Genomic DNA, 14814 nt, shown 5'->3' on the forward strand with positions numbered 1-14814 from the left:
CAACGGTCGTCGCGCCGCCCGCCGCGGCCGCGGTCGCCGGTCGGGACCGCGGCTCCGAGGCCGGCCTGACCCATGAGGTCAAGGTCGAGACCCGGGCCACCAACGAAGGCATGCCGCCGGACGGCTCGCCCGACACCCCGATGGCGGTGATCGTCGAGGACGCTATCGAGGCCGAGACCGCCCCGGTCGCGATCGAAGAGCCGAAGCGCCGCCGCGTGCGCCGCAAGGTGTCGGCCAGCGCCACGGCGGACTCGGCCCTGGAGTCGGCTGTCGAGCCCAATGAGGCCGAGCCCGCCGAACAGGCCGCGGTCCTGGACGTCTCCCCGGTCGAGGCCGCGCAGGAGGAGGCTCCGGCCGAGCCGCCCCCCGCCAAGGTGGTGGAGCTGGTGGAGCCGCCGAAGCCGGAGGTCGACGTGGCCGCCCTGATCGCCGAGGATCCCAACCAGATCGTCGCGCCGCCCGAGAAGCCGAAGCGCGGATGGTGGCGCCGCTGAATGGCCGCGATTAGGTTGTGAGGATCGGTGCGGACGGGGGGCGTCCAAGGCTTTGAGGAGTTCGCCATGTCCTGGCTGTCTCGACACGCCGCCCGCCTGATCGGCGCCGCGACCGCCGTCGGCCTCGCGCTGGCGGCGGGCTCGCCCGCTTCGGCTCAGAGCGCGATCCGCGATACCGAGATCGAGGCGATCATCCACGATTGGTCGGATCCGGTCTTCACGGCCATGGGCCTGGAGCCTTCCGAGATCGAAATCCTGCTCATCAATGAGTCGGACCTGAACGCCTTCGCCGCCCGCGGCCGCATCATCGGTTTGAACACGGGCCTGATCCTGCGGACCCGCAATCCCGGCGAGCTGCTGGGCGTGGTCGCGCACGAAGCGGGCCACGTGAAAAACCGCCACACCCTGCGCGACGGCGCCCAGAACGCCGGCATGCAGCCTCTTTTAATGACCATGGCCCTGGGCGCCTTGGCCATCGCCGCCGGCGCCCCCGACGCCGGCGCGGTGCTGCTGGGCAACAGCCAGTATTTCGGCAGCCTGAGCGCCTTGCGCTACATGACCCACCAGGAGGGCGAGGCCGACAACACCGGGGCCCGTGCCCTGGAGGCCGCCGGTGAATCGGGGCGCGGCCTGCTCAGCTTCTTCGAGAACTTCCGCTCGCAGGAGGTCTTCTCCGACGCCCGGCGCTATCCGTATTTCCGCAGCCACCCGCTGTCGTCCGACCGGATCGAAAACCTGCGCCGCTTCGTTTCCGAACAGCCGCACTACGACCACCGCGACAGCCCGGAACGGATGGCCCAGCACGCCCTGATCCTGGCCAAGATTCACGCGTTCATGGACGCGCCGAACGCGACCCTGCGCGCCTATCCCGAGAGCGACGTCGCCCTGCCCGCGCGTTACGCCCGCGCCATCGCCTGGTACCGCGACGGCCAGACCGAACGCGCGCTGACCGCGGTCGACGCCCTGCTGGCCGAGCAGCCCGAGAACCCGTACTTCTGGGAGCTGAAGGGCCAGATCCTGTTCGAGGAAGGGCGTCCCGCCGAAGCGATCGGGGCCCACCAGCGCTCCGTCGAGCTGAAGCCCGACGCGCCGCTGCTTCGCATCAACCTGGCCCACGCGCTGATCGAGACCGGCGACGCCGCCCGGCTGGACCAGGCCGTCGACCAGCTGAAGCGCGCCACCACGATGGAGAAGGACAACACCCTGGGCTGGCGCCTGCTCAGCCAGGCCTACGCCAGCCAGGGCAAGGAGGGCGAAGCTCGCCTGGCCTCGGCTGAGATGTATTTCGCCGCCGGCGCCAAGGAACAGGCCACGCAGTTCGCCCTGCGCGCCCGCGACATGCTCCAGCCCGGCACCGCCGAATGGACCCGGGCTATGGATATCGTCTTCGCCTCGGGCGCCACCCAGGACGACGTGGACGACTTGGATCGACGCAACCAACGCAATCGGCCCGTCGTCGTCCCGGCCGCCGGCTGATCTTCCTTCTTTTTGAGGACTGCATGACCGAAACGCCCGCCGCCCGCACCGAAACCCCGCGCTCGCGCGGTTCCTCGACGGCCACCGCACGGGCCAGGCGGCGCTGGCCGTGGCGGCGGTCGCCCTGGGTCTGGCGGCGTTTCCCTATTTCAACGGCGGCCCGTTCGAGCAACGGGTTCGAGGCTATCTGCTGCAACACCCCGAACTACTCCAGGAGATGAGCAGCGCCCTGCAGGCCAAGGAGGACGGCGCGCGCACCGACGCCATCAACCGCCGCGCCGCGGCCAGTCCCGCCCTGTTGGCGGTGGACGCCCGAGACCCGGCGTTCGGTCCGGCGGACGCCAAGGTCACGGTCATCGAGTTCTTCGATTTCCGCTGCCCGGGCTGCAAGGCCACCGCGCCCGAGGTGCTGCGCCTGATGCAGGCCCATCCTGACGTGCGCTTCGTGTTCAAGGATTGGCCGATCTTGGATCGCGGCGACGACGACACCTCCCATTACGCCGCCCGCGCGGCCCAAGCGGCGCATCGTCAGGGCAAGTACCTGCCCGTCTTCCGCGCCCTGATGGCGGAGCGGTCTCTGGATAAGGAGGCCGTCGACCGCATCCTGGCCGAGAACGGCGTCGCCCTGCCCCAGGCCCAGACCGCCATGGCGGGCCCCGATATCGCCCGGCATCTGACGGACATCCACACCTCGGCGGCGCGCTGGGCCTGTCCGGCACCCCGACCTTCTTCGTCAACGGCCGGGCCAGCGCCAGCATCCAGCCTGAAGAGATCGACCGGGCGATCCGTGAAGCCAAGGGGGCCTGAACCGGTTCCCAACGCCGGCGATCTGGTCCAGCCTTCAGGAATGAGAAAGCCCGCCGGCGAAAAGCGCTCTTCCGTTCAGGCCGAGGGCCGCTGCGCCTGCGGCGCCGTCCGCTTCGAGATCGACGCCCCCGCCTTCTGGGCCTGGCACGATCACTCTCAGGCCACCCGCCGCGCCGCCGGGCCGGCCTACATGACCTGGGTCGGAAGCTGGAAGGCCCGCTTCCGGATCGTCGAGGGCGAGGAGGCGATCACCTGTTGGGAGGACGAACCGGCGCAGGCCTTGCGGAGCTTCTGCGCCCGGTGCGGCACGCCTCTATTCATGGAGCGCCGGCGCGAGCCGCGGTTCGTCAACATCCCGCGCGGCCTGTTCACCACCCGGACGGGGCGCGAACCGCGCTACCACTTGTATCTGGACCAGCAGGCCGAATGGATATGGAGCGGCGGCCCGCTGTCGCCGCTGAAGGGCTATCCCGGGGTCATGCAGGAAAGACCCGGGCGAAAGCCGAAATCGGAGGTTACGCCAGTTTGAGGTCCATCGGGCCGCCGATCCATTCGATCCGGGACCGGCGGCGCGCTTCAGCGGCGGCGTCCGCATTCCCCAGCACCGTCTCGGCCTCGGCCAGGACGAAGTAGCTGTAGGGGTCGTTGGGCCAGTCCTCGAGCAGTTCCAGCACCTTGGCCCGCGCGCCGGAGGCGTCGCCCTTCATCAGCAGGGCGGCCGCCAGGCTGCGGCGGGTGGGATACCAGATGGCCGGCGGATCGCCGCCCTCCTCGCCCTGCCCCTGGATTTCGACCGCGCGGGTGAAGGCGGCGATCGCGGCGTCGACGTCGCCTTCGATCATCGCGGCCCGACCTTCCAGGACCCGCTGGGACAGTTCGGTGAAGTCCGCGCGGAACTTCGCCATGGATCCGGTCTTGAAGCTCTCGGCCTCGCGCAGGGTCTTGATCGCCTCGGCCTCGGCCCTCACCGCCGCCGCGTCGCCGGCCCGGGCCGCGGCCTCGCCCCGCGCGAAGCGCCAACTGATCCGCAGCATCGGACGGCTCTCGGCCGGCTCCACCAGCGCCGCGATTCGTTCGGGCGATCCGAACCGGCCGTAGATGGCGTAGGCGTTGTTGGCCATGATCTGGCGCCATGCATTGCCCGCCGGAATGTCGGGGTAGGCGGCCAGGAACCAGTCGGCCAGCTTCAGCCCTTCCTCCGCTCCGCCCGCCATCAGGGCTCCGCCCATGCCGAAGTGGATGTTATGGCCGTGCAGCGGCATGCCCGGCACGCCCCCCGGCGGGCTGGCCAGGTCGTCGTAACGCCGGTCCAGCGCCACGGCGTTCACGTTGGACATCATCGCGTCGCGGTATCGGCCCACCCGGTAGAAGGTGTGCGAGGGCATGTGCACCAGATGGCTGGCGCCGGGCGCCAGCGCAGCCAGCCGCTCGCCGTAGGGAATGGCCTTGTGCGGATCGTCCGACCATTCGGTGAGATGGATGTAGAGGTGGATCGCGCCCGGATCGTCCGGTGATCGCGCCAGGGCATCCTCCAGGATGGCCATCGCGCGGGTGATGCCCGGGTCCGCGGCCTTGCCTTCGTCGTCCCACCAGTCGTCCGCATTCAGCATCCAGGCGTCGGCGGTGATGGCGGCGACGGTGACGTCCGCGGAATTGCGCAGGGCGATCCGGTCCATCGTCCGTGCGAAGCGCCGCGCGCGGTCGACTTCGCGCCGGAGTATCGCTGGATCAGCGCGTCGATCATCTGCTTCTGCATCGGCGAGGCTCGGCGCGCCAGCCGCCGCGCCTCGCGCGCCGTCCTCAGGGCCTGGGCTTGGGTCGCGTCGTCGCCGCCCCCGCCGTTCAGGTTCGGGCCCATGGCCCAGGCCTCGCCCCAGGCGCACATCCCGCAGGTCGGATCCAGCAGCCGGGCCTTGCGGAACGCCCGCACCGATTCCGAATGTTCGAACGCCCAGCGCAGGCGCACCCCATGGTCGAACCAGGCCTGGGCCTCCGGGTCGACGGTGTCGACCGCGAACCCGCCGGTCCCAAAGCCGTCGACCATCACCATGGAGGTGATCGGCGCGCCGGTCTCGACCGTTCCGGCCGGGCCGCAGACCTGGGGCCGCTCGATCAGGTCGCGGGCCGCGCGGTCCGCCGTCGCGTCGGCGACCGCGGCCGGCCCCATCATGACCGCGCCCAGCGCGGCTCCGGCCATCAAGATGATGCGCATCGTCTTCCCCTGCCCTGGCGCCTCATCCTACGCGCCTGGAGGGTCCCGCCAAGGGTCAGCCGCAGTCGACGCTCTTGATGATTCCCGTGGCCTGGTCGAAACGGACGTTTAGCCGGTCCGGCCGCAGGTCATAGGTCACCGGGCAGGTGGTGCAGACCACCCGCACGTTCGCGCCCGGCGCGAAGTCCACGGCTCCGACATGGGAGCCGATCAGAGAGCGGGCGGCCGCCGCGCCGCACCGGTCGGGACCTTCGCCGGCTGGCGGCGCACTTACCGGAGCGCAGGCGGAAATCGCCAGCGCTCCGGCGGCCAACGTCACGATGGTCCGGGCGATCAACCGCATTTGACCTCGCGGATCACGCCGGTCGCTTCGTCGTAGAGGATGTTCAGGCGCGTGGGGTTGTAGTCCATCGTCATCGGACAGGTGGTGCAGGTGACCCGCCAGGTCTCGCCGTCCGGCTTGGCCGGCAGTTGGCTGCGGTTCTGGCCGACGAAGCGCTGGTACTGGCCGACCTTGCACTGGCTGGGATCGTCGGTCGGCGGCGTCGGCGAACCGTCGCCCTGCGTCGGGGCGCATGCCGCCAAGAGGCCGGCCGCGGCCAGGCTGAGCATCTGGAGTTTCATCGGCTCGTCTCCTCGGGTTCGATCAGCCGCAGCGGACCTGCTCGACGATCTGGGTCTGGGCGTTGAAGAAGATGTTCAATCGGTACGGCGAGAAGTCCTCGGTCACCGGGCAGTTTGTGCACGTCACACGGCGATTGACCACATCCACCGGAACGGGAATCTCGGTCTTCGGTTTCCCCACCAGCCACTGCATCTCGCCGGCCCGGCAGAGGTCGGCGGTCGGGTTCTGCGGGTTGTGAGTGCCGACGGGCTGATTCAGCTGGCCCGCCTCGACGGTGCGCGGCGCCGACGCGTCCGAAGCTGGGGTCGAGCAGGCGGCCAGCGCCGCCAGCAGGATCAGGCCGCCTTTTCCCAGCGGCCTTCGGGCGACTGCTTCCAATAGGCCAGGTTCGCCCCCGCGTCCTTCAACGCCTTCCACCGCGTCCGCGCGCCGGCCAGCGAGGCCTCGTCCCGTCCGTTGAAGATGATGAAGCATCGTTCCAGGCTCTCCGTATCGCCAAGCTCTGCCCCGTCCAGGATGAACAGCGCCTGAGCGGCGTTCGGGTTCTCGAGCGATTCCGTCAACAGGATCGGTTGCCGATCCGAGTAGGAATCGGACGCGCGGCCGTGCGCCAGGAAGCTGTCTTCCCGATACGTCCACAGCCGCTCGTCGATCTCGTCCAGCAGACGCGCGTCGGCGGCCCGGACGATCGCCCGCCATCCCCGCTCGCGCGTCTTCTCCAGCAGACCCGGCAGCACCTGACCCAGCGTGGAGCGCTCCAGGTGGTAGAACCAGATCTCGGGCTTGCCGGCGGTCACGGCCGGATCAGGATTCGTAGGAATCCTGAACCATCCGATCCAGGGTGCGCACGCCCCAGCCCACGGCTCCGTCCGGCACGGTGGGGTTGCGGCTGTCCTTCACCCAGGCCGTCGGCGCGATGTCGATGTGGGCCCATGGGGTTCCATTGGTGAAGCGCTGCAGGAACAGGGCGGCGGTGATCGAACCGCCGGCGCGACCGTTGCCGGTGTTCTTCACATCGGCGATCGGAGTGTCGATGTGGCGCTCGTAGGCGGCCGGGATCGGCATGCGCCAGGCGTTCTCGCCGACCTTGGGCGCGGCGGCCAGAAAGTTCTCGGCCAGTTCGTCCGAGTTCGAGAAGACGCCCGCGTACTCCAGACCCAGCGCCACGATCATCGCGCCGGTCAGGGTCGCGAGATCCAGCATGAATTTCGGCTTGAAGCGCTCCTGAGTGTACCAGAGGCAGTCGGCCAGGACGAGGCGGCCCTCGGCGTCGGTGTTCAGCACCTCGACCGACTGGCCGGACAACGACATGACCACGTCGCCGGGGCGCTGGGCGTTCCCGTCGGGCATGTTCTCGACCAGGCCGATGACGCCGACGGCGTTCACCTTGGCCTTGCGGCCCGCCAGCGCGTGCATGAGGCCGGTCACGGCGGCGGCGCCGCCCATGTCCCATTTCATGTCCTCCATCCCGTCGGCGGGCTTGATCGAGATGCCGCCGGTGTCGAAGCAGACACCCTTGCCGACGAAGGCGATGGGCTGGTCGCCCTTCTTGCCGCCGTTCCACTTCATGATGGCGACCTGGCTATCGCGCACACTGCCCTGGCCGACGGCCAGAAGCGTGCGGAAGCCCAGCTTCTCAAGCTCCTTCTCGCCGAGGACCTCGACCTCCAGGCCGAGCTTCTCCAAGCCCTTCACGCGCTTGGCGAACTCCTCCGGATACAGGACGTTGGCCGGCTCGCTGACCAGATCGCGAGAGAATTCCACCGCGTCGGCGACCGGCGCATAGGCCTTGTAGGCGGCCTCGGCGGCCTTCACGTCACCGGCCACCACCCGGATGGCCTCGATCGACGGCGTCTTCTCGGGCTTCAGGGTCGTGCGGTACTTCAGGAACCGGTAGCTGGCCAGGCGAGCGGCGAAGGCGGCCCGGGCGGCCTGGTCGGCCGACAGGTGAGAGGCGTCGATGGTCAGCGAGGTCGCGCCCGACAACTTGACGGCGTGATAGGCGGCGCCGGCGGCGGCCTCCAAAGCCAGGTCGTCGAACTTGCCGGTCTCGCCCGCGCCGGTCAGCACCACGGTGGCGGCGTCGACGCCGGCCGGGGCGGCCACGATCAGGGTGCTGTTCGAGCCGCCGGTGAATCGGCTGGCCGTCATCGCCTTGGTCAGGGCGCCCGAGGTCGCGGCGTCCACGGTCGCGCCGGAACCTGCCAAACGTCCGCCCCTCGTGCACCAGGACGGCCAGGACCTCGGCGGCGGCGGCCGACGCGACGAACTCGATCTTCATTTACTGCTCCCGCCGGGATGTACGCCCCGGACTTTGATGAAGGGATTGCGCGCGCGGTTTCACCGGCGCATTCGGGTGTGTATTAGATGCGCTCCCTCGCCGCCGCCTGCAACGGGCGATTTCCTGCCATCTATGACGCTGATTCAAGGCTATCTTTTCCGCCAGATCGCCCGCCCCGTCATCGGAGCGTGCGCCGCGCTGGCCGGAATCGGCATCCTGAGCCAGAGCCTCGACCAGCTCGAGATCATCGTCGAACGCGGCCAGAGCGTCTGGGTCATGGTCAAGCTGACCCTGCTCGCGGTGCCCCAGCTGCTGGCCGTCATCATCCCCATCGGCCTGTTCGTCGGGGCTCTGATCGCCTTGACCCGGCTGCAGCGCGAGCAGGAGCTGACGGCCATCTTCGCCTCCGGCGTGACGCGCTGGTCGGCCATCCGTCCCGCAGTCCGGCTAGCCGCTATCGCGGCCCTGGCCACCCTGGTGATCACCACCGTCGTCCAGCCCTGGTCCCAGCGTCAGGCGCGGGCCGAGGCGTTCGCCGTGCGCACCGATCTCGCCGCCCTGCTGGTTGAGGAAGGGCGCTTCGTCCAGGGCCCGGAGGGTCTCACCGTCTACGTACAGCAGATCGAGCAGAACGGTCTGCTGAAGAACGTCTTCATCTACCAGACCGAGGGCGACCGGGTGACCACCTGGGACGCGGCTGAGGCGCGCTTCTCGCGCATCGACGGGGAACCCGTGGTCACACTGATCAACGGATCGTGGCAACGCTATTCGAGCCGAGGCGTGCTGGAGTATCTGTCCTTCGGCCGCCAGGACGTGCCCCTGGGACGATACGCCGAGGTCACCGACACCATCCGCTACAAGCCCGCGGATCTGTACCTGCCGCAGCTGTTCGACCCCTCTCCGCGCGACCTGGAGCGAGTCGGGAGCGCCGGCGAGCTCATGGCCGAGGGCCATTCGCGCCTGTCCGCGCCCCTTTACGCCCTGATGGCGATGGCCATGGCCTTGACCGCGATCATGGGCGGACAATTCAGCCGGACCGGCTACAGCCTGCGCATCGCCAAGGCCGCCGCCGCCTTCCTGGTGGTCCGCATCGTCGGCTACGGCGTCGTCGCCGCCAGCGCCTGGAACGGCTGGCTGAACATCTTCCAGTATCTGCTGCCGCTGGCCGCCTCCGCGATCGCCTTGCGCCTGCTGTTCCGCGCGCTCAAGCCGCGCCGCCGGAGGGTCTGGCCGGCCTACGAGCGCCTGAAGGCGAGGTTCGCGTGAATCGTCGCGCCTCCCTGCCCGTCCCGTGGCTGCGGCTCGGCCGGATCGAGCGCTACGTCCTGGTCCAGCAGGCGCGGGCGCTGGCTGTGGCCCTGGGCGTGATCTCGGCCCTGATCATGTTGATCGATTTCGTCGAGATTTCCCGCGGCCTCGGCTCGGACATCGATCTGTCCGGCGTCCGCATCCTGGGTCTGATGCTGTTGAAGTCGCCGCAGGTGATCGTTCAGCTTCTGCCTTTCGTCTTCCTGTTCGGCACCCTGGCCGCCTTCGTCGGACTGAATCGGCGCAGCGAGCTGATCGCCATGCGGGCGGCGGGAATCTCGGCGTGGCGCTTCGTTCTCCCCGCGGCCGGCGCGGCCTTCCTTTTCGGCGTGGCCACCGTGACCGTCCTGGGGCCGGCGGCCTCCGCGGCGGATGGTCTGTTCCAGCGCGAACGGACCCGGCTTTCGGGATCCGCCACCGCAGGCGACGGGCCTCAGGCGGTGTGGATCCGGGAAGGCGACGACACGCGCCAGATGGTGATCCGCGCCGCGCGCCAGGATCGCGCCAACGCCCGCCTGCTGGGCGTGACCTTCTTCATCTACACCAACGACGGCGCCGGCCTGCGCACCTTCTCCGAACGCATCGACGCGGCTTCGGCTTCACTGAGCGCCGGACGGTGGCGGCTGGTCGACGCCACCGGCGCTCAGATCGGCCAGCGTGCCGTGCGCTACGCCACCCTCGACCTGCCCTCGAGCCTGGCCGACGACGAGGCGTTCGAACGGTTCGCCCGGCCGCAGTCCACCTCGTTCTGGGTCTTGCCGGCCCAGATTGCCCGGGTGGACGCCGCGGGCTTCTCCACCACCGCCTATCGATTGAGGCTTCAGCAGCTTCTGGCGACGCCGTTGATGTTCGCGGCGATGTCGATTCTCGCCGCCGCCTTTTCGCTCCGGCTGATGCGTCTGGGCGATCTCGCCCGGATGAGCGTGGCGGCGGTCGTGCTCGGCTTCGCCTTCTTCTTCGTGAACCAGGCGGCATCGGCCTTTGGCTCCGCGGAAGTCATTCCGGCCTGGCTAGCGGCCTGGCTTCCTCCGTTGCTGACGGCGCTCGCCGCGTTCACCTTGCTGTTCTATACCGAGGACGGCTAAGCGATCCGTCCCTCCTTCCTGTCCGCCTTCCCGAGTGACCCTGAATGCAGCGTGATGTCCGCGCGCCCCGTACGGCGGCCCTACGCTTCCGGCTTCTGGCCGGGGCGGCCGCGATGGCGCTGGCTGCCTGGAACGGAGCCGCCGCGGCCCAGACGCCCCAGGAGCCGACGGTCACGGTTCCACAGCCTCCCGGAACGGACGGGCTTGCGCCGGGCGCCGCCTACATCGAGGCCGATTCGACGACCCGGGCGGGCGACGTCATCACGGCCACCGGTGAGACCGAACGGGTCTTCGCGCGATTCCGGGACGCCACGCTCCGCGCCGGCGAGGTCAGCTACGACCTTCGCCAGGGCGTCGCCACGGCGGACCGGAACGTCGAGTTCGTCGATCCCGACGGCAATGTCGTCTTCGCCAGCCATCTGGAACTGGATTCCAATCTGAAGGCGGGGGTGGCCGTCGACTTCGCGACGCGCTTCCGCAACGGCGCCAGCCTGATGGCCGCGACCGCGGTACGGCGCAGCGAGAACGTCAACGAGCTGAACTACGCCCTATTCACGCCCTGCCCGATCTGCGACGCCGAGGGCCGCCCCCAGCAGCCTAGCATCTCGATCCAAGCCGAAAAGGTGATCCAGGACGAGGACCTGCGCGCGATCCTGTACCGCAACGCCGTCTTCAGGGTCGGCGGCGTGCCGGTCTTCTACCTGCCGGTCTTCGCCCATCCAGACCCGACCGTCGAACGGGCCTCGGGCTTCCTGGTGCCGATCCCCAGCTATGACCAGGGCCGCGGGTTCAGCCTGGAAGTCCCCTATCTGCAGGTGATCTCGCCCTCGGAAGACTGGCTTTTCAGCCCGCAGATCAACACCGACGTCATGCCGTTCCTGAACCTGCAGTGGCGCCGCCGCTTCGCGGACGGCACGGTCGTCCTGCGCGGGGGCTACACCTACGAGCGGAATTTCGGTGATTTCGACGTGAACGGCGACGGCGTCATCGACAACGACGTCAAATTCGGCGACCGCACCAACCGCAGCTATTTCCTGGGATACGGCCGGTTCGATCCCGAGGGACCCTGGCGCTGGGGCTTCACGGCCGAACGGACTTCGGACAAGACCCTGTTCGACCGCTACGACGTCCGCACGCCCTATCAGGACAACGGCCTCTACTACGGTGACGAGCGCCGGCTGATCAGTCAGTTGTACGCCGAGCGCCAGACCGAGCGGTCCTACGTCTCGATCGCCGCCTTCACCCTGCAGAGCCTGCGGGTGAAGGAGTTCAACTTCTCCACTCCCGCGCTGAACGTGTTCGAACGCGACGGCGAACTTCCCTACGTCGCCCCGCTGATCGAAGCGCGCTGGGAACCGAGCCGGCCGGTGTTCGGCGGGCGGCTGCGTCTGCGCGGCAGCGCGGTTTCGCTGTTCCGCGACGACTATGTGGGCAGCCCCGTCCTCAGTCCGCCGATTCTTCCTCCAGGGTCGACCCTGGGGTTGCCCGGCGTCGACAGCCGCCGGATCTCGGCGCAGGCGGAGTGGCGCCGGGCCCTGATCTCGCCGATGGGAATCCGCTGGGAGCCCTTCGTCGATCTTCGCGCGGACCTGTACTCGGTCGCCGACCTGCCGCCTTCGCTGGGACTGTCGGAGGACTCCATCGGTCGCAGCCGCGTCACGGCGGGCTTGGACATCAGCTATCCGCTGATCCGCCGCCTGGGTGACGGCGCCGACTTGATCCTGGAGCCGATGGCCCAGCTGTCGATCTCGACCGACCCGGACCTCGATCCGCGCATACCCAATGAGGACAGCCAGACGCTGGAGCTCGACGAAAGCTCGCTGTTCCGCATCGACCGCTTCCCAGGCTACGATCTCTACGAAGGCGGCTTGCGTTTCACGGCGGGTGCGCGCGCCACCCTTCGCTGGGACGAGGGCCGGCAGGCGAGCCTATTCGTCGGCAGGAGCCTGCGCGACGCCGAGGAGCCGTCCTATCTCGCCCCCGTGCCCGACGCGCCCAGCCAGCTCTACGACCCCTCGGGCCTGGCCGCCGACACCTCGGACTGGGTGGTGCAGGCGACATTCTCGCCGTCTGACCGCATCCGGGGCTGGGGCCACGCCACCATCGATTCCTCGGGCGACGTGCGCCGCGCCGAGGTGGCCATCGACGGCCGCTGGGCGCCCGGAACCTAGCGACCGCCAGCTACATCGTCGACCGCTCCAACCCGCTCAGCGGTCCCAACAACCGCAACTACGAGTTCGTCCAAGTAGCGGGCCAGCAGTTCGTCTACGGCAATTGGGGCGTGGCGGCGGCCGGCATCGTCGACATGGAGCGCGACCTGATCACCCGCTCGGAAGTAGGCCTGCTGTTCGACGACGACTGCCTCCGGTTTGAATTGGGCTGGCGGCGTGACAACACCAGCGTCCGGCCGTCAGGGCCGTCGGAAGGCCCCTATGTCCGCCTAACCCTCGCCACTTTCGGCGCTACAGGTTATGGACAGGGCGACGGGCGCTGACCGACGCGCGACTCGGCGTGTGCGGGGGGAACTGTGCAGTCGGTTCGACGACTGCGCCGCTTGAGGAACCAGGACTGATATGCGTTTTCAGCGTTACTTGACGGGCGTGGCCATGGCCGCCCTCATGGCGGGCGCCGCCGTGGCCCAGACCGCTCCGGGCCAGACCGCTCCAACCGCCGCGGGGACGCTGAATCCCGCCGCCGAGCAGGCCCCGCCGCAGGCTCCCGCGGCGTCGCCCGAGTTCCAGATGGCGGACGGCGTCCTCGCCACTGTCAACGACAGCGTCATCACCGGCTTCGACCTGCGCCAGCGCATGCTGCTGCTGATTGCGATGACCCAGGTTCAACCGACCCAGGAGAACATCCCCGCGATCCAACAGCAGGCGCTGAACGCCCTGATCGACGAGCGTCTGCAAAACCAGGAGTTGGCCAAGTACGAGGACCTCAGGGTCACCGACGAGGAAGTCGACCGCGAGATCTCGGAGATGGCCCAGGAGGTGGGCACCACCGCCGAGAATTATCTGCAATTCCTTGCCCAGGGCGGCATCCGGCCGGCGACCTTCCGTGAACAGCTCCGCACTCAGATCGGCTGGTCGCAACTGGTTGGCGGCCGTTTCCAAAGCCGCGCGCGGTCAGCCGGGGCGCCGTCGAGGCGGCCCTGCGCCAAGCCTCGGAAGCCGCGTCCAAGAAGCAATATCTGATCGGCGAGATTTACATCGAGGCCAATCGCGTCGGGGGACAGCAGGCTGCACTGAACGGCGCCAACCAGTTGGTAGCCCAGATGGTTCAGGGCGCACCCTTTCAGGCGGTGGCCCAGCAGTTCTCAGCCGCCCCTTCCGCCACGCGCGGCGGTGACGCGGGCTGGGTCGTGGAAGGCAGCGTCCCGCCGGCTCTCCAGACAGCGCTGGACCAGCTTCAAGCCGGCCAGCTGTCGCGGCCAATTCCGGTGGAGGGCGGGGTTTACATCATTTACATGCGCGACAAGCGGGATGGGGCTTCGACCAGCCTGGTGTCGATGAAGCAGGTGATGGTGGAGTTGCCGGAGACGGCGACGGAGGGGCAGGTCGCGGCGGCGACGCAGCGGCTGGAGGCGCTGCGGCCGCAGCTGACGTGCGACAACATGCTGGGCCGGGCGACGTCGGAGGCTGGGCTGCTGGGCTCGGACCTGGGCGAGTCGGACGTGCAGAACCTGGCGCCGCAGTTCCAGCAGGTCGCCCGCTCGGCCGAGATCGGCTCGGTCAGCTCGCCGGTGCGCACGCCGCTGGGCGTGCACCTGCTGGCCGTGTGCGGTCGCCGCGTCGGCGGCGCCGAGGCGCCCGACCCCCGCCAGGTCGAGAACGCGCTGTTCCGCCAGAACCTGGCGACGCTGGGCCGGCGCTACATGCGCGACCTGCGCGAGGACGCCCTGATCGAGATGAAGTGATGACCGGCCCCGCCGCCGCTCCGCTCGCCCTGTCGATGGGCGAACCGGCGGGCGTGGGGCCCGAGATCATCGCCGCAGCCTGGATCGCCCTGAAGGCCGAGGGCGGCCCCGTCTTCGCGGTCGTGGGCGACGCCGCCCTGATGCGCAGGCAGGGCGTTCCGGTCCAGGCCGTCCCCTCCCTGAGCGACGCCCAGGCCGTCTTCGCGCGCGCCCTGCCCGTGCTGGAGCGCCCCCTGCCCGCCCCCGTCACGCCCGGCGTCCCCGCGGCCGGCAACGCCGGACCGGTCGCCGACTGGATCGAGGAGGCGGTCGCCCTGGCCCTGTCCGGAGAGGCCTCGGGCGTGGTCACCGCCCCCATCGCCAAGGCGCCGCTGTACGCCGCCGGCTTTCGCTTCCCCGGCCACACGGAGTTCATCGCCGAACTGACCGCCGACGCCCCCTTCGCCGGCGTCCGCGGCCCGGTGATGGATGCTGACCGCCCGCGACCTGCGCGCCTGCCTGGTCACCATCCACGCCCCGCTGGCCCAGGTCCCGGAGCTGGTCACGACCGACCGCGTCGTCCACACGGCCCGCGTGGTCCACGACGCCCTGCGGCGAGACTTCGGCGTCG

The 14814-nt window shown here is 69.4% G+C and carries 15 protein-coding genes and 3 pseudogenes; 11 read left to right on the forward strand and 7 right to left on the reverse strand.

Going from position 1 to position 14814, the window contains the following annotated elements; genetic code table 11:
* The 3 genes and pseudogenes from AC2W7C_RS04710 to AC2W7C_RS04720 form a co-directional block, all read left to right on the forward strand.
* Positions 1–494, forward strand: a pseudogene (locus AC2W7C_RS04710) (ribonuclease E/G); the annotation flags it as partial.
* Between the two features lie 66 nt (positions 495–560).
* Entirely contained in the window at positions 561–1970 is a 1410-nt protein-coding gene (locus AC2W7C_RS04715; RefSeq protein WP_486000408.1) for a M48 family metalloprotease, read from the forward strand.
* Positions 1971–2079: 109 nt separating this feature from the next.
* Positions 2080–3306 carry a GFA family protein gene (locus tag AC2W7C_RS04720; RefSeq protein ID WP_486000409.1) on the forward strand — a complete coding sequence of 409 codons (1227 nt, stop codon included), beginning with the start codon at positions 2080–2082 and terminating at the stop codon, positions 3304–3306.
* On the opposite strand, the gene AC2W7C_RS04725 is transcribed toward AC2W7C_RS04720, so the two are convergent.
* From AC2W7C_RS04725 to AC2W7C_RS04755, 7 genes and pseudogenes are all read right to left on the reverse strand, one after another.
* Positions 3293–4453 carry a tetratricopeptide repeat protein gene (locus AC2W7C_RS04725; RefSeq protein WP_486000410.1) on the reverse strand — a complete coding sequence of 387 codons (1161 nt, stop codon included), beginning with the start codon at positions 4451–4453 and terminating at the stop codon, positions 3293–3295. The genes AC2W7C_RS04720 and AC2W7C_RS04725 overlap by 14 nt on opposite strands.
* A complete protein-coding gene (locus AC2W7C_RS04730; RefSeq protein WP_486000411.1) occupies positions 4381–4989 on the reverse strand; it encodes a hypothetical protein in 609 nt (202 codons plus the stop codon). Before AC2W7C_RS04730 ends, AC2W7C_RS04725 begins: the two co-directional genes overlap by 73 nt.
* 55 nt (positions 4990–5044) lie before the next feature.
* Positions 5045–5332, reverse strand: coding sequence for a hemolysin (locus AC2W7C_RS04735; protein ID WP_486000412.1), 288 nt, complete (start codon positions 5330–5332; stop codon positions 5045–5047).
* A complete protein-coding gene (locus AC2W7C_RS04740; RefSeq protein ID WP_486000413.1) occupies positions 5323–5613 on the reverse strand; it encodes an I78 family peptidase inhibitor in 291 nt (96 codons plus the stop codon). The genes AC2W7C_RS04735 and AC2W7C_RS04740 overlap by 10 nt, the downstream gene beginning before the upstream one ends.
* A gap of 22 nt (positions 5614–5635) precedes the next feature.
* Positions 5636–5992: a hypothetical protein gene (locus AC2W7C_RS04745; RefSeq protein ID WP_486000414.1), complete on the reverse strand. Its 357-nt coding sequence runs from the start codon at positions 5990–5992 to the stop codon at positions 5636–5638.
* Positions 5950–6411 carry a DNA polymerase III subunit chi gene (locus AC2W7C_RS04750; RefSeq protein WP_486000415.1) on the reverse strand — a complete coding sequence of 154 codons (462 nt, stop codon included), beginning with the start codon at positions 6409–6411 and terminating at the stop codon, positions 5950–5952. The genes AC2W7C_RS04745 and AC2W7C_RS04750 overlap by 43 nt, the downstream gene beginning before the upstream one ends.
* Positions 6412–6418: 7 nt before the next feature.
* Positions 6419–7895: pseudogene (locus AC2W7C_RS04755) on the reverse strand (leucyl aminopeptidase).
* 132 nt (positions 7896–8027) lie between these two features.
* Between AC2W7C_RS04755 and AC2W7C_RS04760 the strand changes: the two are divergent.
* The 8 genes and pseudogenes from AC2W7C_RS04760 to AC2W7C_RS04795 form a co-directional block, all read left to right on the forward strand.
* Positions 8028–9161 carry an LptF/LptG family permease gene (locus AC2W7C_RS04760; RefSeq protein WP_486000416.1) on the forward strand — a complete coding sequence of 378 codons (1134 nt, stop codon included), beginning with the start codon at positions 8028–8030 and terminating at the stop codon, positions 9159–9161.
* On the forward strand, positions 9158–10288 hold the full coding sequence (locus tag AC2W7C_RS04765; protein WP_486000417.1) for an LptF/LptG family permease: 1131 nt from the start codon (positions 9158–9160) through the stop codon (positions 10286–10288). Before AC2W7C_RS04760 ends, AC2W7C_RS04765 begins: the two co-directional genes overlap by 4 nt.
* Positions 10289–10401: 113 nt before the next feature.
* Positions 10402–12459 carry an LPS-assembly protein LptD gene (locus tag AC2W7C_RS04770; protein ID WP_486000418.1) on the forward strand — a complete coding sequence of 686 codons (2058 nt, stop codon included), beginning with the start codon at positions 10402–10404 and terminating at the stop codon, positions 12457–12459.
* A 110-nt stretch (positions 12460–12569) separates the two neighbouring features.
* The gene (locus tag AC2W7C_RS04775; RefSeq protein WP_486000419.1) at positions 12570–12782 is read left to right on the forward strand and encodes a hypothetical protein; all 213 of its coding nucleotides are present in this window, start codon (positions 12570–12572) and stop codon (positions 12780–12782) included.
* Between the two features lie 112 nt (positions 12783–12894).
* Positions 12895–13482, forward strand: coding sequence for a SurA N-terminal domain-containing protein (locus AC2W7C_RS04780; protein WP_486000420.1), 588 nt, complete (start codon positions 12895–12897; stop codon positions 13480–13482).
* A gap of 80 nt (positions 13483–13562) precedes the next feature.
* Entirely contained in the window at positions 13563–14204 is a 642-nt protein-coding gene (locus tag AC2W7C_RS04785) for a peptidylprolyl isomerase (protein WP_486000421.1), read from the forward strand.
* 140 nt (positions 14205–14344) lie between these two features.
* A pseudogene (locus AC2W7C_RS04790) lies at positions 14345–14578 on the forward strand (4-hydroxythreonine-4-phosphate dehydrogenase PdxA); the annotation flags it as partial.
* Between the two features lie 94 nt (positions 14579–14672).
* The coding region (locus AC2W7C_RS04795) for a 4-hydroxythreonine-4-phosphate dehydrogenase PdxA (RefSeq protein WP_486000422.1) at positions 14673–14814 on the forward strand (142 nt) is incomplete at its 3' end.

Source organism: Brevundimonas sp. CURTG3B2_SDJG (assembly GCF_057364705.1).

What these genes read in the sequence shown, in the direction of transcription:
- AC2W7C_RS04780 (WP_486000420.1), top strand. Translation starts at nt 12,895, where the DNA reads ATGGCCGCCCTCATGGCGGGCGCCGCCGTGGCCCAGACCGCTCCGGGC.
- AC2W7C_RS04735 (WP_486000412.1), bottom strand. Translation starts at nt 5,332, where the DNA reads ATGCGGTTGATCGCCCGGACCATCGTGACGTTGGCCGCCGGAGCGCTG.
- AC2W7C_RS04715 (WP_486000408.1), top strand. Translation starts at nt 561, where the DNA reads ATGTCCTGGCTGTCTCGACACGCCGCCCGCCTGATCGGCGCCGCGACC.
- AC2W7C_RS04730 (WP_486000411.1), bottom strand. Translation starts at nt 4,989, where the DNA reads ATGCGCATCATCTTGATGGCCGGAGCCGCGCTGGGCGCGGTCATGATG.
- AC2W7C_RS04725 (WP_486000410.1), bottom strand. Translation starts at nt 4,453, where the DNA reads ATGGACCGGATCGCCCTGCGCAATTCCGCGGACGTCACCGTCGCCGCC.
- AC2W7C_RS04770 (WP_486000418.1), top strand. Translation starts at nt 10,402, where the DNA reads ATGGCGCTGGCTGCCTGGAACGGAGCCGCCGCGGCCCAGACGCCCCAG.
- AC2W7C_RS04785 (WP_486000421.1), top strand. Translation starts at nt 13,563, where the DNA reads ATGGTTCAGGGCGCACCCTTTCAGGCGGTGGCCCAGCAGTTCTCAGCC.
- AC2W7C_RS04740 (WP_486000413.1), bottom strand. Translation starts at nt 5,613, where the DNA reads ATGAAACTCCAGATGCTCAGCCTGGCCGCGGCCGGCCTCTTGGCGGCA.
- AC2W7C_RS04760 (WP_486000416.1), top strand. Translation starts at nt 8,028, where the DNA reads ATGACGCTGATTCAAGGCTATCTTTTCCGCCAGATCGCCCGCCCCGTC.